Below are 25,275 nucleotides of genomic sequence, written 5' to 3'. Positions count from 1 at the left end.
AGCTAAATTTCTGTAAGCAGAATCTTATACCTAAATGAAATGATTATTTCAACACTTCATGCAAGCGCTCTGAATCCAGGCCTTTTTCCCAGCGTGCAACAACAATAGTAGCACAGGCATTGCCAACCAGATTGGTCAAGGCGCGGCATTCAGACATAAAGCGGTCAATACCCAGAATCAGCGCCATCCCTTCTACCGGTACAGACGGTACAACGGATAAGGTGGCAGCCAGTGTGATAAAGCCGGCGCCGGTTACCCCTGCTGCACCTTTAGAACTGAGCATGGCAACCAGCAGTAACAATATCTGCTGTTGCAGTGTCAGATCAATGTTACAAGCCTGCGCAATAAACAGTGCGGCCAGAGTCATGTAAATATTCGTACCATCCAGATTGAAGGAATAACCAGTAGGTACAACCAACCCAACAATTGATTTTTTGCAACCAGCATTTTCCATTTTCTGCATCAGCGTAGGCAGGGCGGCTTCAGATGAGCTTGTGCCCAGTACCAGTAACAGTTCTTCCTTAATGTACTTCACCAGCCTGATAATAGAAAAACCGTTATAACGTGCTACTGCACCCAGCACAATCAGAATAAACAGTACTGAAGAAATATAGAAAGTTAGAATCAGGTAGAGCAGATTACCAATAGAGTCAATACCGTATTTACCAATGGTAAAGGCCATGGCACCAAATGCGCCTACCGGTGCCGCGCGCATCAGAATGGATACCATTTTGAAAACCGGTGCAGACAAATCATGAAAGATATTGATCAGTGGACGGGCTTTTTCACCAATCATTGCCAGAGACACACCAAACAGAATAGCAATAAACAGGGTTTGCAGGATATTGCCATTGGTAAGCGGACTCATTGCAGTAGTCGGAATGATGTCCATCAAAAAACCGGTCAGACTGGATTCATGTGATTTCTGCACATATTCATGAACCTTGGCACTTTGCAGGGTACTCGGGTCGATATTCAAACCATGTCCCGGCTGGGCAATATTGGCCACAAGCAGACCAATAACCAGTGCCAGAGTAGAGAAGGTGAGAAAATAAACCATAGCTTTGCCGGCTACACGTCCCATGGTTTTCATATTGGTCATCTCAGCGATACCGGTTACCACGGTGAGGAAAATAACCGGGGAGATGATCATTTTTACCAGTTTGATGAAAGCATCACCCAAAGGTTTCATGCTTTCGCCAACACTGGGGAAAAAGTTACCAAGTAAAATACCAATAATAATGGCGATAATTACCTGTACATATAGAATCTGATACCACCGCTGTTTTTTTGGTGGTGGATTCATTTCCTCAATTTCGAGTGGTAACATGTTAATCTCTCAAGGATTTGTGTTTAAGGACTACTGGGTTTTAAAGTTATTATGAGCAAATATGAAACATAATTCGCTGATTATAAAGCCTACATAACTTAACAGAAAAGCATTATTAATTACTGAATGACAACCATGTGTTCAAGAGTTGTATAATATAAAGGATTTTTTTATAAAAAAATAATTTTGGCAAAGATTTAATTACATTTACGCTGATTTGTTTTTTTCTGCAAAGTATAAATATTACTCTTTTATTGTAACAATAAAATCATTTGACATAAATTGCCTTGATTGTAAAAAACCGTCTGCTCATGTTGAACAGACGGTTTTAAATATATGGTCTATGGTCGGAGTGAAAGGATTCGAACCTTCGACCCCCTCGTCCCGAACGAGGTGCGCTACCGGGCTGCGCTACACTCCGAAAGAAGTTGTGCATTATAGGCAGTGATGTGTACCTTGACAAGAGCAGGGCAAAAGTTATTTCCAAAAAATGTCATAAGGGTATCAGCCGGCATGCAGAATAAACAAGCAGGGTCTTTTTCTCAGCGGCGGCAGTGTCTTCATGCCTCTCCAAGTTGCGACATTCTGGCTGATAATAGTTTGTGTAGGCATGGTTAAATCAGCGGCAATACACAAGCGGGTTTGCGGATGCAGACTGGCAATCGCATCTGCCAGTAAAGCATCATTGCGGTAAGGCGTTTCAATGAAAAGCTGGGTTTCGTTTTCCTGTCGTGAACGGTTTTCCAGTGCACGCAGACGTTCTGTACGTGCGGTTTTCTCCGCAGGCAGGTAGCCTTTAAAGGCAAAACACTGTCCATTGGCGCCAGAGGCCATCAGCGCCAGCATGATGCTGGAAGGGCCAACCAGTGGCATAACGGTAAAACCGGCCTGATGTGCCAGTGCCACTAGCTGTGCTCCTGGGTCGGCTACTGCCGGACAGCCCGCTTCACTGAGTAAGCCCATACTACGACCAGCCTGTAAGGGTTGTAATAATGCAGCGATATCACGTTCGGCTGTATGTTCATTCAATGTGCGCAGATTTAATTCACGAATCGGCGTGTGTACGCCAAATGCTTTTAAATGGGCACGTGCCGTTTTTTCGGCTTCAACAACAAAATCGGTCAGGTTAACAATATATTCCCGTTCATGCGCAAGCAGGCAGGGTGTGTCTGCCGTTCCTAATGGTGCAGGAATCAGATAGAGTACGGGGCTGCTCATAAAATATTTACTCCTTCAGCCAAGAAAAAGTCCACCAGACGGAAAACTGGTAAACCAATCAGCGCATGCGGGTCTGTGCTGTCAATATGCTTAATCAGTAGTGCACCCAGTCCCTCACTTTTGGCGGCACCGGCACAATGTATTGCATCAGGCTCCAGTGTTAGATAATGATTAATCTGGGCATCTGTTAGAGTACGCATCATAACGCGCGTTTCATCAACGTGCTGGTGCAGACGGTTTTCAGCAACATTCAGTACAGTCAATGCACTGTAAAATACCACTTCCTGACCACTTAAATAGTGTAACATCTGTTGTGCTTTTGCCACGGTTAGCGGCTTACCTAATTGCTGTTCGCAACACCAAGCTACCTGATCGCAGCCTATAATCAAAGCATCCGGGTAATGACTGGCCAGGGAATATGCTTTACCACTGGCCAGACGCAAGGCAGTCTGCGGTGCGGTTTCAGCGGGTAGCGGTGTTTCATCAAAATCAGGGCTAACCGCCTCAAAAGGGATGTGCAATTGCTGAAGCTGCTGTTGGCGAAAACGCGAACTGGAAGCCAAAATCAGCTTTTTCTCAATCGGCATAAGTGCGAACTCATTGACATTATAAAGGTTAAATTATATCATCCGCCGTTTATGTTAGACCCTATTTTGATTGATACAGCCACGTTCACACGTGAACAACAGCAACGCGGCGGTCAATTGCAGCTTCAGGCGCTTGACCGGCGGGTTTGGTCACATGAACTTTTGGCGCAACGCGAAGGCATTATCCAGTATAAAGTCAGCGGTGGTATTGACCGCTGGCAGCGTCCTTTTATCGATATCAGTATAGAGGGCGAATTGCAGCTGGTGTGTCAGCGCTGTTTACAGGCAGTTTCCTGGGCGCTGAATGATCAGTCGCATGTGGTGCTGTTTACCAGCGAACAATTGCTGGACGAGGCCATGGCCGCTGATGAATCACTTGAAGGCGCAGTATGGAGTGCAGAATATAATCTTACTGCACTGCTGGAAGACCAGATTTTAATGGCGATTCCGGTTGCTCCGCGCCATGAAGATTGTGATCACACTCTGGCAACCCAAACCAATCAAGACTCTGGCAATCCTTTTGCCAGATTGGCAGGACTGAAAAGCGGCCACTAACGAATTAACTTAAATTACCCAGGAGCTTTAACATGGCAGTACAACAAAACAAAAAATCCCCTTCAAAACGTGGTATGCACCGTTCACATGACGGTCTGACCGCTGTACAGGTTTCTACTGACACCAATACTGGTGAAGTACATCTGCGTCACCACATTTCTCCAAACGGTATGTACCGTGGACGCAAGGTGATCAAAGTTAAAGGTGAATAATTCACACCTGTGATTATTCAATGCGTATGAAAGCCAGACATTGCATCAGCAATCACTGGCTTTTTTGTATCCACTGTCAGCAGGATGACTCATCCTGATCAGATATTATATTTCCACTTTTCCAGCAGCCATCAGTGGTCTGCTCTTTATATTGACCCGGGTTTCCCATGAAAAAAATCTGGTATAACTACGAAGATATACATCGTGCCATCAAAGAGTTGGCAGAAAAAATCCAGAAATCAGGACATTCATTTGATGCAATGATTGCTATCGGTGGCGGTGGATTTATTCCGGCTCGTATATTGCGTAGTTTTCTGAATATTCCTGTATATACTGTTACTTTGTCTTATTATGATATCAACGACCGTCCGACTGACTGTCCACAGAAAATCCAGTGGACTAATGGTTTTGATGAAAAAATGAAAGACAAGAAACTGCTGATTGTTGACGAGGTGGACGATAGTCGGGCCACACTCGAATACTGTATTCGCGAATTGCAGCACGAAGGTTTCCAGCAGTTAGGAGTTGCCGTATTGCACGAGAAACGTAAACCCAAAAAAGGGGTGCTGCCTGCAGATTTACCTTTCTATAGTGCAATACAAGTTGATGACTGGTGGATTAATTATCCTTGGGATGCACTTGATATTGATGAGCACTATGAAAGTGTTGCAGCCCAAACTACACCTGAGGCATGACATATGACCTTGAAAACCATCGCAGTTGATGCAATGGGGGGCGATTTTGGACTGGATGTAACCATTCCGGGAGCGCTGACATTTTTACAGCAGCAACCAGATGCAGCACTGATTCTTGTTGGTGATGAGACTAAAATCAGAACTGCATTAACCAAAGCCAATGCCTCCATGGAACGGATTACCATCTGTGCGGCCAGTGAAGTGGTAGGCATGGATGAAGAACCAACATCAGCACTCAAGAATAAAAAAGATTCTTCAATGCGTGTGGCTATCAACCAGATAAAGGAAGGTCAGGCACAGGCTGCTGTATCGGCCGGTAATACTGGTGCTCTGATGGCTACCGCACGCTTTGTGTTGAAAACCATTACCGGTATTGACCGTCCAGCCATTGCTAAGTTTTTACCCGGTCGAAATAATCATGTAACACTGGTACTTGATCTTGGTGCTAATGTTGATTGCAGTAGTACTCAGCTTTTACAGTTTGCTATTGCTGGCAGCCAACAGGTGGCGGCTTTATCGCCTGAAAATATCCGCCCGCGGGTAGGGTTGCTCAATGTGGGCACCGAAGATATCAAAGGTAATGCAGTTACCAAGGAAGCCCATCAGCTTTTACGGCGCAGTGATCTGAATTTTATCGGTAATGTTGAAGGTAATGCTATTTTTACCGCCGAAGTTGATGTACTCGTAGTTGATGGTTTTACTGGCAATGCCATGCTGAAAAGTATTGAGGGTGCTGTCAAATTCGTTGGTACAGTTGTTAAAGAAGAGTTTACCCGCAGCTGGTTTAATAAACTGGCTGCTTTAATTGCGTTACCAACATTAAAAGGCTTTAAACGGCGTCTGGACCCACGACGTTTCAATGGTGCTATCTTTCTTGGCCTGCGTGGTGTGGTAGTCAAAAGCCATGGCGGCACCGATGCTACGGGTTTCTGCTTTGCATTGCAGGAGGCTTATAAGGCCATCAAGGCAGATTCAATCACGAAAATTCAGGCTGGTGTGGCACAGCAACTGGCTGCACTGGAAGAATAAATCACCCTGTTACAAAGGCAGACAAGTTAAATGACTTTGTTTAAAATGAGGCCTTTGTCGTAAATAAAGACTATGCCATGCTAAATGCTCATATTCTAGGCACAGGCAGTTATCTGCCTGCACGCCGTATGTCCAATGATGACCTGAGCAAAATCGTAGATACCTCTGATGAGTGGATTGCCACGCGCACCGGTATCAAAGCGCGCCATATTGCTGCTGAAACTGAACAGACTAGTGATCTGGCTGTTGCTGCGGCACAGGCCGCACTGACTGATGCTGCTATAGCTGCAGAAGACATCGATCTGATTATTGTCGCTACATCAACACCAGACATGACTTTCCCTGCTACTGCCTGTATTGTACAGAACAAACTTGGTATTTCCGGTTGTCCGGCATTTGATGTTCAGGCAGTCTGTGCCGGATTCATGTATGCAGTAGCTACGGCTAATGCCTATATTAAAAGCGGTATGGCGAGCAGAGCACTGGTTATTGGTGCCGAAACTTTCAGCCGTCTGTTAGATTGGAATGACCGGCGTACCTGTGTGTTGTTTGGCGATGGTGCCGGTGCCATAATTCTGGGAGCCTCCGAACAAGAGGGTGGTATTATTAAAACCAGATTACGGGCAGATGGCAGCTATAGCCATATCCTGCAAACACCGGGAAAAATTGCTGCCGGTGCCATTGAAGGGTCGCCCTATCTTTATATGGATGGTCAGGCAGTATATAAATTTGCTGTCAAGGCACTGGCTAATATTGCTAAAGAAGTTATTGAAGAATCTGGTTTGCAGCCAGTCGATATAGACTGGATTATTCCACATCAGGCCAATCTACGTATTATCGAATCCACTGCCCGCCATCTAGGCGTACCGATGGAAAAAGTAATTGTTACACTGGCAGAACAAGGAAATACTTCTGCTGCTTCTATCCCATTGGCTCTGGATGAAGGAATTAAAACTGGCCGCATTCAGCGTGGCCAAACTTTATTGCTCGAAGGTATTGGTGGTGGCTTTGCCTGGGGTGCAATTACCCTGAAATACTAATATTGTTCTTATCAGAGTCAGATTATGCTACCTCAATCTGCTTTAGCCAGTATGTATCCGGTTATCATGTCACCCAGTCATGATGGCCGTTACTTTGGTAATTATGTGCAGTCATTGCTGGCTTTAGTGGCCGAGCATACTAGTGCTGGTTTTCCAATACAGGTATTCATGCATCAGGGTGAAAGTCTGATTACCAGAGCGCGCAATAATTGTGTAGCTGAGTTTCTGGCGCATCCTGAATGGACACATTTGTGCTGGATTGATACTGATATCGGTTTTTCATCAGAAGCATTTCAGCGTTTACTACTGGCTGATCGCGATATTGTTGCCGGTGTATATCCGCTCAAGCGTGAATCATGGCCGGCTGAAGGTATTGATGCGCATATGACCCAGCAGCAGTTCAATGCTACTTATACCCGCTATACCATCAACATCAGTCGGACAGATGCCAATAATGAAGTACATGTACAAGTTGATGATGAAGGATTTATCGAGCTTCCAGAGGCGCCAACCGGTTTCATGGTTATTAAGCGTCAGGTCTTTACCCGTCTGATGGAAGCTTATCCTGAACTTCAATATCAGCCCGATTCACTTGGGGTTGCCGATCAGGGCTATCATTATCGTTTTTATGACTGTTTAATCGATCCGGTAACTAAACGTTATTTGTCTGAGGATTTTAGTTTTTGCCGTTTATGGAATCTGCTGGGCGGTAAAGTTTATATTGATGCGCGCTCGAATCTAACTCATATGGGTAATAAAATCTATCAGGGGCCATTTGCCCAGTCACTGGAAGTCAATCTGGCCTATGCAATAGGCGCTCCAACTGGTGCCAGAATGTTTCTGCACTACAATCAGCCCTTACAGGCAGATCAGCCTCCATCAAAATAATCATCTGGACGTTAGTTCTATTCAAATCAAGGAAGACTATGAGTATTGCTTTTTTCTTTCCCGGTCAGGGGTCACAAAGTCTCAATATGATGGCTGGTTTCAACGATATGGCCGTTGTTAAAGAAACATTCAAACAAGCCTCGTCAGCGCTTGATCAGGATTTATGGGCACTGATGAATGGTGAGGATAGTACTGCCCTGAACGAAACTGTTAATACCCAGCCATTAATGTTGACTGCTGGCATTGCTAGCTGGCGTGTTTATCAGCAACTGAACGGCCAGATGCCGGTGGTGCTGGCAGGGCATAGTCTGGGTGAATACACTGCTCTGGTAGCTGCCGGTAGCCTGGCCTTTAATGATGCTGTTAAACTGGTTCGTCTGCGTGCCCAGCTGATGCAGGAAGCTGTACCGGCCGGTCAGGGTGCGATGGCAGCAATACTTGGACTGGATGATGATAGTGTGCGTCAGGTTTGTTTGCAGGCAGAAAACGAATTGTCTGGTACAGTTGCCGAAGCAGTAAACTATAATTCACCCGGTCAGATTGTGATAGCTGGAAATACTGAAGCTATTGCCCGTGCCTGTGAATTGGCTAAAGCAGCTGGTGCCAAACGCGCCCTGCCTTTACCCGTATCCGTCCCTTCTCACTGTTGCCTGATGAAACCGGCTGCTGCCAAACTGGAGGTAGCTCTGGCACAGATTAATGTTGCAACACCGCAGATTCCAGTATTACATAATGTAGATGTTGCTATGCATTCAGAGTCGGAAACGATTAAACAGGCACTGGTACAGCAGCTGTATTCACCTGTACGCTGGACAGAAACAGTGAGCAAGCTGGTGGCAGAAGGTATTACTGAGTTTGCTGAGTGTGGTCCAGGTAAAGTGCTGGCTGGGCTGGCCAAGCGGATTGATAAAAGTGCCAGTTGTGCTGCGTTAACTAGTGTGGAAACCATAGAAAGTTTTATTGCTGCGCATTCTGCCAGCTAAAGGAAAGAATTATGAATCAGGATTTAACAGGTAAGATCGCTCTGGTAACTGGTGCAACTCGAGGAATTGGTGCGGCTATTGCCCGGTTTCTAGCAGAAAAAGGAGCTAAGGTAATCGGTACGGCAACTTCTGCTAACGGAGTAACTAGTATTAATCAGGCACTGGCTGATGTTGGCGGTGAAGGGCGGGAGTTACGCATTGCTGAAGAAAACAGTATTGAAAATCTGATTGCGGATATTGAAAGTAATATCGGAAATATTGCAATCCTGGTAAATAATGCTGGTATTACCCGTGATAACTTACTGATGCGCATGAAAGAAGCGGAGTGGGATGAAATCATGCAAATCAACTTGAAATCCGCCTTTCGTGCTAGCAAAGCGGTAACACGCAGCATGATGAAAGCACGCTGGGGTCGAATTATCAATGTAACTTCCGTAATTGGCTTTACTGGTAATGCTGGACAGACTAATTATGCCGCTGCTAAGGCCGGACTGGTTGGATTCAGCAAATCAATGGCGCGCGAAGTAGGTTCACGTGGTATTACTGTAAACTGTGTTGCACCTGGGTTTATTGAAACCGATATGACACAGGCTTTGCCACAGGAGCAACGTGATTTCTTTGCAGCACAAACCGCATTGAATCATTTTGGTACTGTGGAAGATGTGGCCGCAGCTGTATTGTTTCTGGCCAGCGAAGAGGCTCGTTATATCACGGGGCAAACATTGCACGTTAACGGTGGAATGCTGATGCCCTGATATCGATTTAAAATACTTGCATAGCCATTTTGTATAATATGTACAAAATGGCTATAGTATAAATAAATAGCTAAATTGAAAAATCTTCTTCGAAAGAAGAATATAGTGCAGACTCAATCTGGGCACGGGTTAGTCTTGGAGCGAATAATGCCAGAAATTCATAGCCAAAACCACGCAGATAAACATCCTGTCTAAGTATTATCTGTGAAAACGAAGGTTCAAATAAATGTTCTGCGCTAATCAGTTGTAAACCCTGATCCTGCTTTGGGTCAAAAGCCATACTGGCCAGTAGTCCAATCCCCAATTCTTGTTTTACATAAGTCTTTATGACATCTGTATCCGCTGAAGCTAGCACCACTCTGGGTAAACTGCAACCTTCCTGAGCAAAAGCACGGGCGATTTTGGATTGTTCACTAAAAGCAATATCATAGGAAATAAGTGGATAAGCAGCAATGTCCTCTAGCCGTAACGGTCGGTTCAGGCTCAGGAGTGGATGATTATCGGGAACAATAACACTGCGATTCCATGCTTCACAGCTCAGTTTACGCAATTCAGGGTGTTCAATCTCTATTTCCATACCAATGGCAAAGTCTACTTCTCCATCTAATACCATGTGGCTGATGGCTTTAGGGCTGGCTGTATGAATGCTTAACTGAACCTGAGGATAGCGTTCAATAAAAGCAGATACAACTTCCGGTAAACGATAACGCGCCAGTGTATGAGTAGTAGCAATAGTCAGAGAACCAATATTCTGGTCGGCAAATTCTGTGCCAATGCGCTTGATATTCTGTACCTCACGTAAAACACGTTCAGCAGTTTCCAGTACAATTTTGCCCGGTGCCGTAACTGCAACCATACGTTTGCCGTGGCGGATAAACAGTGGCACCCCTAATTCTTCTTCCAGCATGCGAATCTGCTTGGAAATACCCGGCTGTGAAGTAAACAGCACTTCCGCTGCTTCCGAGACATTCAGATTCTGACGATAAACTTCAACTGCATAGCGTAACTGTTGCAGCTTCATATTGCTTCAGCCCCTTTAAGTTTGGAGTTGATTTATTGTCGCTCAAATACAACAAAAAAGCTTCTTTATCTGCATCATAACGCAATTTACCCGTTCTGACATGAGATACTTTTACTTGAAGCTGAACAAATTTACAAGCTAATCAGCCCGCTGCGAGCGATCAGGCTAATAGAAGCTTGCGTGTTGTTTTAAAGCAACTTAATTAAGGTGAACGCGTGAATTTAGTTGTAAATAAGTGACACAAAGCTATTTTTTAGGCATGATGCACAGTTAGGAAGCGGGTCGTCTAGCAGCTTCGCCTTGGTAGTTTGCATATTGACAGTTTATGCTGCGGTTTTTTATAGTATAGACCTGATTTACCAAGCTACCCGCCCGGTTTGAGCGGCCTGTAAATGGTATTTGTGTTTTGATCAGGCGAATTTCAGGCTGAATCAACACATAACAAATTTTTTGATGAGGGAATAACATGACCAAACAGCTAAAATTGAGCGCATTGATCGTTGCTATGGCTGCTTCAACTGCCGCTTTTGCCAATGGTGTTGTACCGGGTGCCGACTGGACCGGTGAACCTGCTGGTGCTTACAATGGCTATACTACTAGTTCTGCTCCTGAAAAAGGAACTGGTGAAATTCTTGTCACCCGTGAAAATGGTGCTGATGGTACACCTGAATGTGTGAAAAACCGTTTTAACAAAGATAATGAACCTACTCTGGGTAATAACTGTGGTCACCCAGTAGTAGTTGCTCAGGCTGCTCCTCAAGCGCCTAAATTTGTTGATGAAACTGTGTCTTTATCTGCTAACTTCCTGTTTGGCTTTGATAAATACACCTTGCGTCCAGAAGCAATCGATACTCTGAATCAATTAGCTGCCCGTCTGGCTGACAGCAGCGTACAAACTGTACGTGTTGAAGGTCATACCGACTTTAAAGGTTCTGAAGCTTATAACCAGACTCTGTCTGATCATCGTGCTCATGCTGTTGCTGAATATCTGGTTTCTAAAGGTGTTCCTGCTGAGAAAATCTCTGCTGTTGGCTTGGGTAAATCTGAAGCACGCATGACCGAATCTTGTCAGGCTGAAGTTGCTAAACTGGGCAAAAAAGTTTCAGCTGCTAAGAAACGTGCTGCTTTGATTGAATGTATCGCACCTGATCGCCGTGTAGACGTTAAAATCCGCACTATGGTAGCTAAAAAAGTTAGATAATCTTCTACTTTATTGATATAAAAAAACCCTGCTTAGAGCAGGGTTTTTTTATATCAATGAAATTCTGGCAGCTTCAGAGTACTTCTTGTTAATATTAATGCTATTAATACAAATGGTAATTTGTTTTAGCCGTTAACTATCTCCGATATTCAATATGTTATTGTTGTATTTTGATTATTTGCTTAATTATAATAGTTAATATATGTTATTATAAGAAGATTAATTGTTTTTAAGTGTAAATATAATATTGTTATGTTTTAATTTTTTACTGAGAATTTTTAAAACTGCTTTCGGTATATGCAATTATTAATCAAGTAAACACAAGAATGTTGATTAAATTCTTATCTATTGTTTTTCAAAAGAAATCAAGCTCTGAATAATGATAAATTTTTATAAAACTCAATTTAATATCGTTTCAATGATGAAACATTCAAGATTGCTGTTTTTAATTTTATGCTGTTATTTATGTGTTGCCTGTACTGCCCAGTTTCATCGAGTTCCTGATACTACCGGAGAGAAAAAACATGTTGTCGTAAAATTTCAGCGACAAAATACTGCTCCGCAAACGGGTGTAGTATTGGTTAAACCAATGGACTTACAAGGCGGTGATATTTTATTTTCTGCTGAATCCAATCTTAATTCACGCATTTTACGGTTGTTTGGTAATACATCGGTCAGCCATGCATTTCTGTATCTGGGAGATGGTGAAATTGCCGAGGCTGTTGGCAGTGGCGTGCATATTATGTCACTGGCAGAAAGCATTGATGAAAGCCAGCTACTAGCGGTTTACCGTCATCCGCATTTAAATAATTTACATGCTGAAAAAATTCGGGAATTTGCCATGGCTGAGGCTGGGGGAAAATACAATTATCTGGGTATCCTTAAGCAGACCCCTTATACTTTTACCCGTAAAGTATGCGAATTACCAGTAATTCCGCGCGCTTTTCGCCATCTGTGTCTGAATACAATGGCATTAGTACAGGTGACACCTTTCTCTTCTGATCGCTATTTCTGCTCGCAACTGGTAGTGGCCGCCTATGATTATGCCGGATTACCTTTAACTAAAACACCGGCAGAATGGGTTGCACCTGGTGATTTATTGCATATGCGTGACGATGATATTCCTTCTGTGGTGCCAGTTTATCCATTACAATATGTTGGTCATTTGCGCTGTAAAACATCCTTATGGCAACGCAGTTGTACTTTGGCAGATATCTGAATATTTCATTTAATTCAGTAAGCGTATTTCAGGAAAATGATTATCAATAATCTGGTTAAATAGGATCATTTTTTTCACTGAGGTAGACTCAGGAAATCCTTTATTTGACCTGAAAAGATATTAATTCAACTATAAATCGTCAACTATATCTGGTTCATGGGCACGATTATCTCTGGTTGCCGAATGTTAACTGGTAAATTCAGATACAGAATTGAAAGGGAATAATTTCAGCCAGTGCCGCAGGTGCATACAGAAAGTGTAATACCCGTCTGCCATTTGTCTGGATAGCTTTAGAAGATGAGTGCACAATAAGCGGACGCATAATAACCGCACCACCTTTGGATAAAATACATTCCAGCTCTCCTTGTTGATCACGGAGCTGCCGCAGTTCTGATTCAGCAATTCTGCCGTGCTGATGTGTACCCGCAACCACTTTGAGCGGACCATGCTCATGCAAGCAGTCGTCTACGTGTAATCTTACTGCCACAAGTTGCTGCGTATATTGAACGGGTGGCTGTACAAATAATATATTCTGTTTGTGAGACCAGCCTGTAAAACGTTTGTCAGAGAACCGGTGTCTGACTGCTATACTTAAATCCTGATGTAGCGGTACCAGCCAGTTTTTATCTGCTGACTTTTTGAATAAGGTGCATTGAATTGCCACCGGTTTTTCCGGAAGCAGAGCAGTTAGCAGCACGTTATTTTTTAAATTGTTGGCAAGTAACTGGCACCATGGCAGTGTAAGTAATTCACGGCTGCCAGCAGTAGTTAAATTAACCTGTTCTAGCTGTTGTTCTATTTCTGTTAGTTGCTGTGGTGTAATTAATGCATTAATTACAATATAGCCATTTTGTTCGAAATAATCTTTTGTGTACATGTACATTTTATAAAATTTTATTTGAATCAATGATAAAATAATTTACTCTCAAAATAAATATCTATCAGTAATTACATTATATATAGAGTGAAAATTAAATACTCTCGGCTAGAAATTAATATTTGTTTTCTGAAATAATTAAGTGAAAATATGGCAGTGATTAATTTATATGCTCTTTTAAAGATTGAGCTATCGGCTACTGACGATGAAATCCGTTCTGCATTAAAAAAAGCCGCAGATGAACAGCTTTTAGAGTGGGAAAAATGGCAAACCTGCCGCAAAGTATTGCTTAATCCTGATTTACGGGCGAGATACAATGCTAAACTGCTTGCAGAAAATCCACAATTGGGGCAGAAGGTAATTCCGTTATCACTTAAACCTGCTGAAGCCAGAATAAAGAAGTGTGAAGAAAGCAGAGTGTATAACGAACAAGATTATCAGCCAATATACTCATTTACAATAAAAATTCCTTTTCTGGCCTTAAAAAGGAAGCTAACACCGATGTTTAATCCTGATACGTATGAATTTAAAATAGCATATACAGGGTTTTCCATTGTGCCTTTATTTATTCTTTTCTTCACTCCATTATTGGTTAAAGATGTGCGAGGTTCAGTTTACTGGTTTATCTTGTATCTAATCATTTCCTGTCTTGGTGATCTAATTGATTCTCCGATATTGGGAATACTGCTATATATTGCGCTTATGTGTTTTTGTTACTGTAATCAGTATACAAAGTATTTGCTTAAACAAGGATTTAAATTTTGTGGCACACAGAAACAAAATAGTCGCGCCGCCAAAATTTTAAAAATGGAACTAAATTCAGCTAACACAGTCAATAATGTCAAAGTCAACCAAATTAAGGTTGGGTTTTTTGAAAATCTGTTTAGGTTATTTGTTTTATTCCCAATAGCCATAATTTTACTTACTATAGGTAAAAATTTGGTTAGATTCTTTTTGGGTTGAGAAGTAACTGTTCTGGTCAGAAATACTACAAGAATACAGTGGGTGAAAAAGTATTCAGGACGATGTTGAAGAAATTAAAATTCCAAGCAGTATAAATATACCTTAATATGGCACCATAAAAAGTTTGCTGGCTAGATAGAAATTATTCCCGATAAGAGGACGGTAGCAGAGTAAACTTATATTTTGGAAAAAATAATTGTGAGGAGCACAGTTCATATTATGCCAAAGTGGAAGGTAGTATTGCTGAAAGCATCGATACTGCTGCCAGACGATTATTAGGCATATGCAAATTCTGGTTTGGCTGGTGCAATGAGAGATCCGTTGTGTGTTTCGAGTGAATGATTTAATATTTATTTGTAGTGGCAAATTATATTATATTTAAAAAAACTGGATGGCAAATAGGCACCATCCAGTTTTTTTAAATTAAAGATTTTATAAAATATCTTGTTTATCTGCTAATTGAGGTAATGATACATCCTTATTCACTGATAACAACCCACTCTGGGTATAAATACCCAGTTTATTACGGGTATCGATAATATCCAGATTGCGCATAGTGAGCTGGCCTATACGATCGGCAGGAGAAAAGGCAGCATTGTTGACTTTTTCCATGCTTAGCCGATCTGGCTGGTAGGTCAGGTTTGGTGATTCGGTATTGAGGATAGAGTAATCGTTACCGCGACGTAATTCCAGTGTTACTTCACCAGTAATGGCTTTGGCTACCCAGCGCTGTGCAGTTTCCCGCAACATGAGTGCCTGTGAATCAAACCAGCGTCCCTGATACAGCAATCTGCCCAGGCGCAAGCCATTGATGCGGTATTGTTCGATTGTATCCTCATTATGAATACCGGTAAGCAGACGCTCATAGGCGATATGCAATAGTGCCATAGCTGGGGCTTCATAAATACCGCGTGATTTGGCCTCAATGATACGATTTTCAATCTGGTCGGTCATGCCCAGGCCATGGCGGCCACCAATACGGTTGGCTTCCAGAATCAATGCTACCGGATCATTGTATTCAATCCCATTTAAAGCTACTGGTACGCCTTCTGCAAAACGTACGCGTACTTCTTCTGCTTTAATGCTTACTTGCTCATTCCAGAAAGCAACCCCCATGATTGGCTGTACGATTTTCATGCTGCTATTGAGCATTTCCAGATCTTTGGCTTCATGAGTTGCACCAAGCATATTGGAGTCGGTTGAGTAGGCTTTTTCTACAGACATTTTATAGTTGAAGCCCTGAGCAATCAGGAATTCAGACATTTCATGCCGTCCACCCAGCTCATCAATAAATTGCTGATCAAGCCATGGTTTGTAAATGCGCAAAGCCGAATTGGTTAACAGGCCATAGCGGTAAAAGCGTTCAATGTCATTGCCTTTATAGGTTGAACCGTCGCCCCAGATATGTACATCATCCTCCTTCATCGCGGCCACCAGCATAGTACCAGTAACAGCACGACCTAGTGGTGTAGTATTGAAATATGGCATGCCACCAGTGTGCACATGGAAGGCGCCGCTTTGAATTGCTGCGATACCTTCATGTGCCAGCTGAGTACGGCAATCAATCAGACGGGCTTTTTCTGCACCGTATTCCAATGCTTTTTGAGGAATGGCATTGTAATCATCTTCATCCGGCTGACCTAGATTGGCAGTATAGGCGTAGGGTAATGCACCTTTCAGTTTCATCCACAGCAGTGCTGTTGAAGTATCCAGTCCGCCGGAAAAAGCAATGCCAACTTTTTCGCCCACAGGCAGGTGTTGCAAGATGGTAGTGTGATTACTCATATTGACTCTCCTTTGAGGTGTATATTATAGAAATTGAAAAGATTATTGCCATACCAGTAAGGCATGATTACGTTTGCCGCGACGCACGATGGTATATCGGCCGAAACGTTTGTCATGGTCGCTGAATATGTAGTCAGCACTGTCAATTTTCTGTCCGTTAACCATGACTGCACCCTGACTGATAAAGCCGCGTGCTTCATTGTTGGATTTGGCCAGTGCCGCTGTAGTTAATGCCTGTACGATGTTAGTGGATTCGGTCATAGGAAAAGCGGGTAGTCCGTCCAGAGATAATTGCTGGAAATCGCTTTCAGTAAGGGCACTCTGATCTTCAGCAAACAGGCTGGCAGAAATGCGCTGTGCAGCCGCCAGTGCTTCTTCACCATGAATCAGCTTAGTCATTTCTTCAGCCAGAATACGCTGTGCTTGCGGCTTGGTGCCACTGGCCTGATCATGTGCTTCGATAGCATCTATATCGGTAACGCTGAGGAAGGTAAAGTATTTGAGGAATTTGTATACATCGGCATCAGCAACTTTTAACCAGAACTGATAGAACTGATAAGGGGAGGTCTTCTCTGCACTTAGCCACACTGCGCCGCCTTCGGTTTTACCAAATTTGGTGCCATCGGCTTTGGTTACCAATGGCAAGGTTAAGCCATATACGGTAGCCTGATGCAGGCGGCGGGACAGGTCAATGCCACCGGTGATATTGCCCCATTGGTCTGAACCTCCGATTTGCAATACGGCACCGTGACGGCGATACAGTTCGGCAAAATCATAACCTTGAAGCAGAGCATAAGCGAATTCAGTAAAGGAAATACCCACATCATCACGGCTTAAACGCTGTTTTACAGATTCTTTATTCAGCATGGCGTTCACTGAGAAGTGCTTGCCGATGTCGCGCAGAAAATCAAGACAGTTCATGTTGCCGAACCAGTCGTAGTTATTAGCCATAATGGCAGCGTTTTCACCACTAAAGCTAAGAAATGGCTGTAATTGGGCACGTATTTTGGCTACCCATTGCTGTACTGTTTCCAGTGTATTGAGTGAGCGTTCCTGTGCCTTGAAACTGGGGTCACCAATCATGCCGGTGGCACCACCTACGAGGGCAATTGGAGTATGTCCGGCCAGCTGAAAACGACGCAATACCAGAATAGGTAATAAATGTCCGATATGTAGGCTGTCAGCAGTGGGATCAAAACCGCAATAAAGGGTGATTTTCTGTTCGTTTAATAAGGTATCAAGAGCCTGAGCATCGGTGGTTTGGGCAATCAGGCCACGTTGCTGTAAATCGTGAACAACACTGGTCATAGTAAGATTTTATACTTTCAAATTAAATTAAAATGGCGTGAAACTGGATTACGCTGGTTTCTGGCTGCATAAAAAACACAATAGCCAATATCATAATGTGTTTTGGCTGATTCTGGCCAGTTAGCCTGTTTCCAGTTAGGTAATTAATAATGATGCATTATTTTACACGATTTGTTTATTACTGCATTTTTGGTTGCAAAAAACTGATACATCATGAGTTTGGCTGTAACAAGAAAAGGTTTGTCTGCTTTTGCCAGTATTCAGGCTGTTCATATGTGTATTTTTATTTTTAATGCATTATTTTTTAAAATCAATAATTAAGCTAATCATGTATGGTGTGTGCGCTGCTGTTCTGTCATACAGAAACAGGAAAATCTGTGTCTGACTGAAATCAGGGCAGTTTAATTTTTGCTATCTGATGTGTAGGTTTTCAGCTTATGCAACTAAATGATGTGAGCTGAAACGCATAAAAAAGCAACAGCCTTAGCCCGGCTGTTGCTGGCTAATTATTGCTATCGGTTAAACGTTAAACAAGAAGTGGATAACATCGCCGTCGTTAACCACATATTCTTTGCCTTCGGCTCGCATTTTACCGGCTTCTTTGGCTTTGGTTTCGCCGCCACAGGCAATGAAATCGGCGTAGGCAATTACCTGTGCGCGGATAAAGCCACGTTCAAAATCGGTATGTATTACTCCCGCAGCCTGCGGCGCGGTATCGCCTTTATGGATGGTCCATGCTCTGACTTCCTGTACACCGGCAGTGAAATAGGTTTGCAGGCCAAGTAGATCGTAACCGGCACGAATCAGGCGATTTAATCCCGGCTCTTTTAACCCCATTTCTGCTAAAAATTCTGCTTTATCTGCTTCATCCAGATCCGCAATCTCACTTTCCATCGCAGCGCACAGGGCAACAACAGGCGCATTTTCCTGTGCAGCCAGTTGTTGCAGGCGTTGCAGATGAGGGTTGTTATCGAAGCCATTTTCAGCAACGTTGGCAACATACATAGCAGGTTTAACAGTCAGCAGGCATAAGGGTTTAATCAGTGCCAGTTCGTCCTGATCCAGACCTGCTGCGCGAATTGGTTTGCCCTCCAGCAGATGTTGCTGTAAGCGTTCCAAAATAGCCACCAGTTTTTGTGCTTCCTTGTCACCGGATTTGGCTCGTTTACTTTCACGTACAATGGTTTTTTCCACACTGGCTAAATCTGCCAGAGCCAGCTCGGTGCCAATCACTTCAATATCGGAAATCGGATCTACTTTGCCGGCAACATGGACGATATTGTCGTCATCAAAACAGCGTACTACATTAACGATGGCATCTGTTTCTCGGATATTAGCGAGAAACTGGTTACCTAGACCTTCACCTTTGCTGGCACCCGCTACCAAGCCAGCGATATCGACAAATTCAACTATGGCTGGCTGAGTTCGTTTTGGGTTAACAATTTTGGCTAGTTCAGCCATGCGTTCATCTGGCACTTCGACAATGCCGACATTCGGCTCGATAGTACAGAAAGGATAATTGGCAGCTTCAATGCCTGACTGGGTTAGGGCGTTAAACAGGGTAGATTTGCCCACATTGGGTAAACCCACAATGCCACATTTCAAACTCATGATATTCCTTGGAAATAGGCGATATATAAAAATGGCTGAATTGTATCATAAAGCATAGTGATACCTGTGCTGAACCAGCGAAGTATTGTGTAGTTTGCCGAAAATGTGAATTTATACAGTTTACTTCATCGATAAAATTAAATTAGGGTTGGTGAAATTAAATTATTTTTTAAAACAATAATATGATTATTTTTTGCTTAATTGGTGCTTGCATATGCGAAAAAATATCGTATAATTGCGTCTCTCTTGAAAACGAGATACGGCGAATTAGCTCAGTCGGTTAGAGCAGAGGAATCATAATCCTTGTGTCCGGGGTTCGAATCCCTGATTCGCCACCACATAAATCGCAAATTCTGATTAGAATTTGCGTTTTTTTATGCCTTTCTTTATGATTTTGGGGTATTTTCTGTTTAATCAATTAGTCAGCTATTATTCTAAAGCCATTGATTAAACATAAGGATAGCTAATGTGGTGTTCAATCTGGATTAAATTCAGTTCAGATAGTCAGTGTTATTAGTCAATAAGTTATTAATCATAATTGAATATAGGTGATTTATTTAGATTGGCTGGTTGCATTAATCTGTAGGCAAACTTTAGTGTGATTTATAAAATATTCGCCACACCGGAGAGAGATTTATGCCTGCATTTTCCGGCTAATAGTTGGGAGTATCTGTATTTTGAAAGTGTTTGAACAATCTATACTTCTAAATACGTTGATCCATTTCCTGTGCCGGACTTTCGTGTTTATCTGTTTTGCTAATAACCCGAGCTGGTACACCCACTACCGTAGAATATTCTGGAACATCACTAACCACTACGCTACCGGCTCCCACTTTGGCACAGGTATGTACCCGAATGTTACCTAATACGGAAGCATTAGCACCAATCATAACCCCGTCACTGATTTTCGGGTGTCGGTCTCCACTCTGTTTGCCGGAACCTCCCAGAGTGACTCCGTGCAGCAGAGAAATATTGTTGCCCAGTACTGCCGTTTCGCCAATGACTACTCCGGTACCATGATCAATCATGATGCCATATCCCATTGAGGCAGCAGGGTGAATATCAACCCCTAATACTTCTGAAGCACGGTTTTGCAGGAAATAGGCCAGAGTAGGACGATTCTGCTGCCACAGCCAATGATTAATCCGATGAGTCTGTATAGCATGGAACCCTTTGTAATACAGTAATGGTAGGCAGTAAGTATCACACGCCGGATCACGTTCATAGTAGGCAACTATATCTGCCAGCGCAGCGTGAATAATTGCCGGATCTTGATGTAGTGCCTCCAGATAAATCTCAAATAATGCCCGCGCATCCATTACTGCACTGGACATTTTGGTAGACAGGTGAAAGGCAAGCATACGGGCAAAGTCTTTATGGCGTAATACGCTCAGATGCAGAAAGCTGGCCAGTATTGGTTCGTTACGTACCGCATTTTCAGTTTCATGGCGAATGGTTTGCCACAGGTTTTCTGCTTGAGTAGCATCAGGTAAGTTCATATGTCCAGTTTCTCTTTTGCCGAATAAAATTTATAAAAGAACAATATCATATTGTTCCTGATTGTAGGTAGCTTCTACTGTCAGAGCAATCGGTTTACCGATAAATTTACTTAACATATGTAGAGAGTTAGCTTCTTCATCCAGAAATAAATCAATAACACTTGGTGAAGCGAGTATGCGAAATTCACGTACATCTGGACGGTGTGATTCACGCACGATTTCACGCTGAATCTCATAGCATATGGTTTGCGCGGTTTTCAGACGACCCCGTCCCTGACAGGTTGGGCAGGATTCGCACAGGATTTGCGAGAGGTTTTCGCGTGTGCGTTTACGTGTTAGCTCGACCAGTCCCAGACTGGTGAAGCCGTTAAGGGTTACACGTGTGCGGTCGTAAGCCAGTGCTTGTGCCAGTTCAGTCAGAATTTCTTCTTGGTGTGCTGCGTTGGCCATATCAATAAAATCAATAATAATGATGCCACCCAGATTGCGTAAGCGCAGCTCACGTGCAATCACATGGCATGCTTCCAGATTGGTTTTAAAGATGGTTTCTTCAAAGTTGCGCGCACCTACGAACCCACCAGTATTGACATCGATGGTGGTCATAGCTTCTGTCGGTTCTATAATAATGTAACCACCAAAGTCCAGATTTACTCGTGGCTGAAGGGATTGGGTGATTCTGGTTTCGATATTGTGTTCTTCAAATAGCGGGCAGTCTTTCTGGAATAATTGCAGTTTATCCAATACGCCCTGCGAGTAGTTCATGGCAAATTCACGCATGCTTTCATAATTGGCTGATGAATCTACGATGATATGGTCAATATTGTCACTGTACATGTCACGCAATACGCGCAGACTCAAAGGTAAATCTTGATACAGTAGTGTTTCCGGCGGGCTGATCTTGGATAACTGTTGAATATGTTGCCATCGTTTTGTTAAATAGTTGATGTCAGACTGTAATTCTTCATCCGTCGCATTTTCTGCACTGGTGCGGATAATATAGCCATGACCTGCATCAGCTGGTAATAGCTTTTCCAGTCGTTCACGTAATTGGTTGCGTTCCTCTTCATCTTCAATACGTTGTGAAATACCAATATGGTTATCCTGTGGCAGATGTACCAGAAAGCGGCCTGCCAGTGATATCTGTGTAGACAGACGCGCTCCCTTGGTGTTGATCGGGTCTTTAACCACCTGTACAACAATTGATTGCCCTTCATGCAACATGTGTTCAATACGCAGAGGGTGCTCGGGTTTCTGACGCTGCTCCATAACATCCACTATATGCAGAAAAGCAGCACGTTCCAGACCAATATCAATAAAGGCGCTTTGCATGCCGGGCAGTACACGCCGGACAACACCCAGATAAATATTACCTACCAGACCATGGCCGCTGTTGCGTTCTATGTGAATTTCACACAGCCTGTTTTCTTCCATCACGGCCACTCTGGTTTCTTGCGGGGTAATATTTATTAATACCGTTTCTGCTGGCCGCTGAATATCCTTCGGCAGCGATATGTCGCTGTTATGCATGATGTGGCTTTCAATTTAATCAAATTACTTTGTGTAGTTTTTGTTTGTACATATAAAAAACTGAACAAAGTAATCTGGGCAGATATTTATATGATGACTGATATCATAGCGCAGGCGTGAGCTTACTGCCAAACGCATTCGCATAAAGTTGTACACCAGAAAATGGAAAGTAGGAAAACTGGCAAAATTAACTGATAGTAACGGAGAAAGTTGTCAAATTTTGTACTGAGTCAGGATGATGTATGATTAGTAAGAATACAATAATTTTGCTGTAAATTGTTGATATTTATTTATTATTTAAGGATGTTGTTTGAGTTGGCTACAGCTGTTGATGCACTCTTTAATTAACTGAGGACCGCGAAAGATCAGACCTGAATACAGTTGAATTGCAGTGGCACCAAGGCGAATTTTTTCGGCAGCATCAGTGCCAGACGTAATTCCGCCAACACCAATAAGTGGAATCTGCGAATTAAGGAGGGTAGATAGTTGGTGCAGTACATGGTTACTTTGTGTCTGTACTGGTAAACCAGATAGCCCGCCGACTTCCTGTGCCAATTTATGGTTACCCAGAACAGTTTTATCAATGGTGGTATTTGTGGCAATAATTCCGTCTATCTGTGTATTCAGGGCGACATCAGCAATAGCTGCAATTTGCTCTTCGTGCAAATCAGGTGCAATTTTAATGGCAATCGGTACATAACGGCTTTGCTGGGTTGCCAGCTGCGCCTGTCGGTTCTTCAGATGATTTAATAATCTGTCCAGTTCACTGGCACTTTGCAAACTGCGTAAATTACGCGTATTCGGTGAGGAAATGTTGATAGTGATGTAACTGGCATAAGGATAGGCTTTTTCCAAGCAAATCAGATAGTCATCTACTGCTTTTTCCATTGGAGTGGCAGCATTTTTGCCAATATTAATACCGAGTATCCCACGATACTGGCTGTTGGTGATATTGTTAATCAGGGTATCAATACCATAGTTATTAAAACCCATACGATTAATAATTGCCTGTTGTGCCGGTAATCTGAATAAACGTGGTTTTGGGTTGCCAGCTTGTGGTAAGGGGGTTACGGTTCCTACTTCTATAAAACCAAAACCAAGCATGGCTAGTGCATCAATATATTCACCGTTTTTATCCAGCCCTGCGGCTAAACCAACTGGGTTGGGTAAAGTCAGCCCCATCAGCGATATTGTACGGCTGCTGTCACTTTCAGACTGAGTACTGGCATGATTGTGTTTGCCTTTAAGTAAAAAACCGCAATGATAGCGATGCAGTAACTGCAAACATTTTAATGCCAGATGATGGGTAGTTTCTGGATCCAGTTTGAATAACAATGGTTTAATGATTGGATACATGATATTGAGGCTGGATGAGGAGGAAATATTATAACCAACAAATTTATCAAATCGAATGGAAAAACAATTAAATTCAGTATGTGTTGGTGAAATAAATCATTTGAGTAAAGGCAAGATAGCTTTGATAAATTCTTGCAGCTCAGTAATGCAGGCAGAAAAGCATATTTAATTTTGCGCGAGTAGTGATACTGAAGTATATAGCAATATGCCCATTTTTAATCCGCAACAGATTGTGGATAGATAAATGGGCATAATAGTCAGAAAATCAGGTTGATGATTGTAGGCAAGACCGGAAGTTACCAAGGCTTGCTTGCTATGCCCTGAATATTTTGTTGCAATGTACTGCCAATACTTTTGCCAAGGCGTTTACCCCAGCCGGTTTCGGCGGTGTAATCCACCAGCTCCGGTGCACCAATAACATCGCGTGCAACAGTGTAGATATTACCAAAATCATCTATTAAACCAACTGCCTTGGCTTCTTCACCTGTATAGGCACGACCGCTAAAGATGTCAGGATTGTCCGCAATTTTCAAACGCTTGCCACGTCCCTGTTGTACTGCCTGAATAAACTGCTTGTGAATACTGCTTAACATTTGTTGCCAGATTTCTGCCTGTTCCGGTGTTTCTGGTACAAACGGATCGCCCATATCTTTATTACTGCCAGCAATTTTTACCCGGCGCTTAATGCCCAGTTTGTCTATCAGCCCGGTAAAATCAAAGCTGCTGCCAATAACGCCAATACTGCCAACAAGACTGGACGGATCTGCATAAATTTTATCAGCGGCACTGGCAATGTAATAGCAGCCAGAAGCGCACATATCTTCGGTAACAACATACAGTGGTATACGTGGATGCTTTGCTTTCAGGTGGCGGATTTCTTCATAAGCGATACTGGAAATGACAGGCGATCCTCCGGGACTATTGGCACGAATAATAATACCCTTGACGTCGCTGTTTTTATAGGCTTCCTTCAGGCTCTTGCGTAATAAATCTGCCTGATTGTCGTCACTACTGATAACACCATTCAGATCTATAACCGCAGTGTGGGCACCGCTTGGTTTTGTGCTGTTAAGAGAGGTAAAGGCGATGATAATAATCAAAAGCCAGAACAGCCGCCTAAACCAGCGCCAGATTCGATTGCGCCGTTGCTCGCGATAGACTTCAAATAACAGCTTTTCCAACATATTGCGTTCCCAGTTGTTGTGTTCCCCAGAACTGCCATCTGTCAGGCCTGATCCTTTAATTTTCATTTTCATCTGGTTTATTCTCTGGTTTTAGTGTTGATATTTATGTATTAGCTGACTTATCAGGCAAATCTGTTTAGCTGAATTTTATCAGCAAAATAAGTCAGTCATGCTTAAAATTATATCTGAATTTGATTATATTGATGTAGCTGTTATTGTGGTGAAATTTCTAGTCAAACTTTATCCACTTTGGTGTCTACATTATAATAGTGCTGTTATCACCTTGCTAGCGCAAGCCAATCAGGCTGGCCGGATGTAAAAAATAATATCAGATAACGGGAATTATTAATGTATTACAGCCTATGTTGAGTACTGAAGAACAGGCTGTTTCTGCTGTAATGTTTAGCTAGTGATGTATACATAATCTTTTGT

The 25,275-nt window shown here is 42.9% G+C and carries 23 protein-coding genes and 2 tRNA genes; 12 read left to right on the top strand and 13 right to left on the bottom strand.

Annotation, left to right across the window (positions count from 1 at the left end):
* Window positions 1–43 precede the first annotated feature (43 nt).
* The 4 genes from BHC51_RS09575 to BHC51_RS09560 all read right to left on the bottom strand — a co-directional run bounded on the left by BHC51_RS09575 (window position 44) and on the right by BHC51_RS09560 (window position 3,135).
* Window positions 44–1,330 (bottom strand): dicarboxylate/amino acid:cation symporter, encoded by a 1,287-nt coding sequence (locus BHC51_RS09575; protein WP_100123351.1) that lies wholly within the window; start codon window positions 1,328–1,330, stop codon window positions 44–46.
* A 344-nt stretch (window positions 1,331–1,674) separates the two neighbouring features.
* Window positions 1,675–1,751, bottom strand: a tRNA-Pro gene (locus tag BHC51_RS09570).
* Window positions 1,752–1,834: 83 nt separating this feature from the next.
* Complete coding sequence (locus tag BHC51_RS09565; RefSeq protein ID WP_100153875.1) at window positions 1,835–2,548, bottom strand: SAM-dependent methyltransferase; 714 nt, start codon at window positions 2,546–2,548, stop codon at window positions 1,835–1,837.
* The gene (locus BHC51_RS09560; RefSeq protein ID WP_100099495.1) at window positions 2,545–3,135 is read right to left on the bottom strand and encodes a Maf family protein; all 591 of its coding nucleotides are present in this window, start codon (window positions 3,133–3,135) and stop codon (window positions 2,545–2,547) included. The genes BHC51_RS09565 and BHC51_RS09560 overlap by 4 nt, the downstream gene beginning before the upstream one ends.
* Window positions 3,136–3,186: 51 nt before the next feature.
* Between BHC51_RS09560 and BHC51_RS09555 the strand changes: the two genes are divergently transcribed.
* The 8 genes from BHC51_RS09555 to fabG all read left to right on the top strand — a co-directional run bounded on the left by BHC51_RS09555 (window position 3,187) and on the right by fabG (window position 9,292).
* Window positions 3,187–3,690, top strand: a complete 504-nt coding sequence (locus tag BHC51_RS09555; RefSeq protein WP_100099496.1) for a YceD family protein — start codon at window positions 3,187–3,189, stop codon at window positions 3,688–3,690.
* A 32-nt stretch (window positions 3,691–3,722) separates the two neighbouring features.
* On the top strand, window positions 3,723–3,902 hold the full coding sequence (gene rpmF, locus BHC51_RS09550; protein ID WP_100099497.1) for a 50S ribosomal protein L32: 180 nt from the start codon (window positions 3,723–3,725) through the stop codon (window positions 3,900–3,902).
* Window positions 3,903–4,069: 167 nt separating this feature from the next.
* Window positions 4,070–4,597, top strand: a complete 528-nt coding sequence (locus BHC51_RS09545) for a phosphoribosyltransferase (protein ID WP_100153874.1) — start codon at window positions 4,070–4,072, stop codon at window positions 4,595–4,597.
* A 9-nt stretch (window positions 4,598–4,606) separates the two neighbouring features.
* Window positions 4,607–5,626 carry a phosphate acyltransferase PlsX gene (gene plsX / locus BHC51_RS09540; protein ID WP_100099667.1) on the top strand — a complete coding sequence of 340 codons (1,020 nt, stop codon included), beginning with the start codon at window positions 4,607–4,609 and terminating at the stop codon, window positions 5,624–5,626.
* 77 nt (window positions 5,627–5,703) lie between these two features.
* Window positions 5,704–6,666, top strand: a complete 963-nt coding sequence (locus BHC51_RS09535) for a beta-ketoacyl-ACP synthase III (RefSeq protein ID WP_100123350.1) — start codon at window positions 5,704–5,706, stop codon at window positions 6,664–6,666.
* 24 nt (window positions 6,667–6,690) lie between these two features.
* Window positions 6,691–7,554, top strand: coding sequence for a hypothetical protein (locus tag BHC51_RS09530; RefSeq protein ID WP_100123349.1), 864 nt, complete (start codon window positions 6,691–6,693; stop codon window positions 7,552–7,554).
* Between the two features lie 38 nt (window positions 7,555–7,592).
* Entirely contained in the window at window positions 7,593–8,537 is a 945-nt protein-coding gene (gene fabD / locus BHC51_RS09525) for an ACP S-malonyltransferase (RefSeq protein ID WP_100099501.1), read from the top strand.
* Window positions 8,538–8,545: 8 nt separating this feature from the next.
* Complete coding sequence (gene fabG, locus BHC51_RS09520; RefSeq protein ID WP_100099502.1) at window positions 8,546–9,292, top strand: 3-oxoacyl-ACP reductase FabG; 747 nt, start codon at window positions 8,546–8,548, stop codon at window positions 9,290–9,292.
* Window positions 9,293–9,362: 70 nt separating this feature from the next.
* Here fabG and BHC51_RS09515 read toward each other — a convergent pair whose 3' ends face one another.
* On the bottom strand, window positions 9,363–10,313 hold the full coding sequence (locus BHC51_RS09515) for a CysB family HTH-type transcriptional regulator (protein WP_100099503.1): 951 nt from the start codon (window positions 10,311–10,313) through the stop codon (window positions 9,363–9,365).
* A gap of 466 nt (window positions 10,314–10,779) precedes the next feature.
* Between BHC51_RS09515 and BHC51_RS09505 the strand changes: the two genes are divergently transcribed.
* Both BHC51_RS09505 and BHC51_RS09500 read left to right on the top strand, forming a co-directional pair.
* Window positions 10,780–11,514, top strand: coding sequence for an OmpA family protein (locus BHC51_RS09505; RefSeq protein WP_100099504.1), 735 nt, complete (start codon window positions 10,780–10,782; stop codon window positions 11,512–11,514).
* 436 nt (window positions 11,515–11,950) lie between these two features.
* On the top strand, window positions 11,951–12,733 hold the full coding sequence (locus tag BHC51_RS09500) for a hypothetical protein (RefSeq protein WP_143558824.1): 783 nt from the start codon (window positions 11,951–11,953) through the stop codon (window positions 12,731–12,733).
* 199 nt (window positions 12,734–12,932) lie between these two features.
* Here the strand turns inward: BHC51_RS09500 and BHC51_RS09495 are convergent, their stop codons facing one another.
* Window positions 12,933–13,610 (bottom strand): phytanoyl-CoA dioxygenase family protein, encoded by a 678-nt coding sequence (locus BHC51_RS09495; RefSeq protein WP_180296475.1) that lies wholly within the window; start codon window positions 13,608–13,610, stop codon window positions 12,933–12,935.
* Window positions 13,611–13,760: 150 nt separating this feature from the next.
* Here BHC51_RS09495 and BHC51_RS09490 point away from each other — a divergent pair, with 150 nt between their 5' ends.
* Window positions 13,761–14,573, top strand: coding sequence for a hypothetical protein (locus BHC51_RS09490; RefSeq protein ID WP_100153873.1), 813 nt, complete (start codon window positions 13,761–13,763; stop codon window positions 14,571–14,573).
* A gap of 432 nt (window positions 14,574–15,005) precedes the next feature.
* On the opposite strand, the gene argG is transcribed toward BHC51_RS09490, so the two are convergent.
* From argG to ychF, 3 genes are all read right to left on the bottom strand, one after another.
* The gene (gene argG / locus BHC51_RS09485) at window positions 15,006–16,358 is read right to left on the bottom strand and encodes an argininosuccinate synthase (RefSeq protein ID WP_100099508.1); all 1,353 of its coding nucleotides are present in this window, start codon (window positions 16,356–16,358) and stop codon (window positions 15,006–15,008) included.
* Between the two features lie 42 nt (window positions 16,359–16,400).
* Window positions 16,401–17,666: a tyrosine--tRNA ligase gene (tyrS, locus tag BHC51_RS09480; RefSeq protein WP_100153872.1), complete on the bottom strand. Its 1,266-nt coding sequence runs from the start codon at window positions 17,664–17,666 to the stop codon at window positions 16,401–16,403.
* 519 nt (window positions 17,667–18,185) lie between these two features.
* Window positions 18,186–19,277: a redox-regulated ATPase YchF gene (ychF, locus tag BHC51_RS09475; RefSeq protein WP_100090817.1), complete on the bottom strand. Its 1,092-nt coding sequence runs from the start codon at window positions 19,275–19,277 to the stop codon at window positions 18,186–18,188.
* 261 nt (window positions 19,278–19,538) lie between these two features.
* Here ychF and BHC51_RS09470 point away from each other — a divergent pair.
* Window positions 19,539–19,615, top strand: a tRNA-Met gene (locus tag BHC51_RS09470).
* Window positions 19,616–19,981: 366 nt separating this feature from the next.
* Here BHC51_RS09470 and cysE read toward each other — a convergent pair.
* The 4 genes from cysE to BHC51_RS09450 all read right to left on the bottom strand — a co-directional run bounded on the left by cysE (window position 19,982) and on the right by BHC51_RS09450 (window position 24,915).
* Complete coding sequence (gene cysE, locus BHC51_RS09465) at window positions 19,982–20,776, bottom strand: serine O-acetyltransferase (RefSeq protein WP_100123344.1); 795 nt, start codon at window positions 20,774–20,776, stop codon at window positions 19,982–19,984.
* A gap of 30 nt (window positions 20,777–20,806) precedes the next feature.
* On the bottom strand, window positions 20,807–22,303 hold the full coding sequence (gene rng, locus BHC51_RS09460) for a ribonuclease G (protein WP_100099512.1): 1,497 nt from the start codon (window positions 22,301–22,303) through the stop codon (window positions 20,807–20,809).
* Window positions 22,304–22,600: 297 nt separating this feature from the next.
* The gene (locus BHC51_RS09455) at window positions 22,601–23,659 is read right to left on the bottom strand and encodes a quinone-dependent dihydroorotate dehydrogenase (RefSeq protein ID WP_100099513.1); all 1,059 of its coding nucleotides are present in this window, start codon (window positions 23,657–23,659) and stop codon (window positions 22,601–22,603) included.
* Window positions 23,660–23,955: 296 nt separating this feature from the next.
* Window positions 23,956–24,915: a S49 family peptidase gene (locus tag BHC51_RS09450; protein ID WP_100099514.1), complete on the bottom strand. Its 960-nt coding sequence runs from the start codon at window positions 24,913–24,915 to the stop codon at window positions 23,956–23,958.
* Between the last annotated feature and the right edge of the window lie 360 nt (window positions 24,916–25,275).

It is taken from the genome of Snodgrassella alvi, assembly GCF_002777745.1.
In the GTDB taxonomy this organism is placed as follows: Bacteria; Pseudomonadota; Gammaproteobacteria; order Burkholderiales; family Neisseriaceae; genus Snodgrassella; species Snodgrassella alvi_D.
Note: the sequence above shows the minus strand (reverse complement) of the source record. Positions and strands in the feature narration are given on the sequence as shown.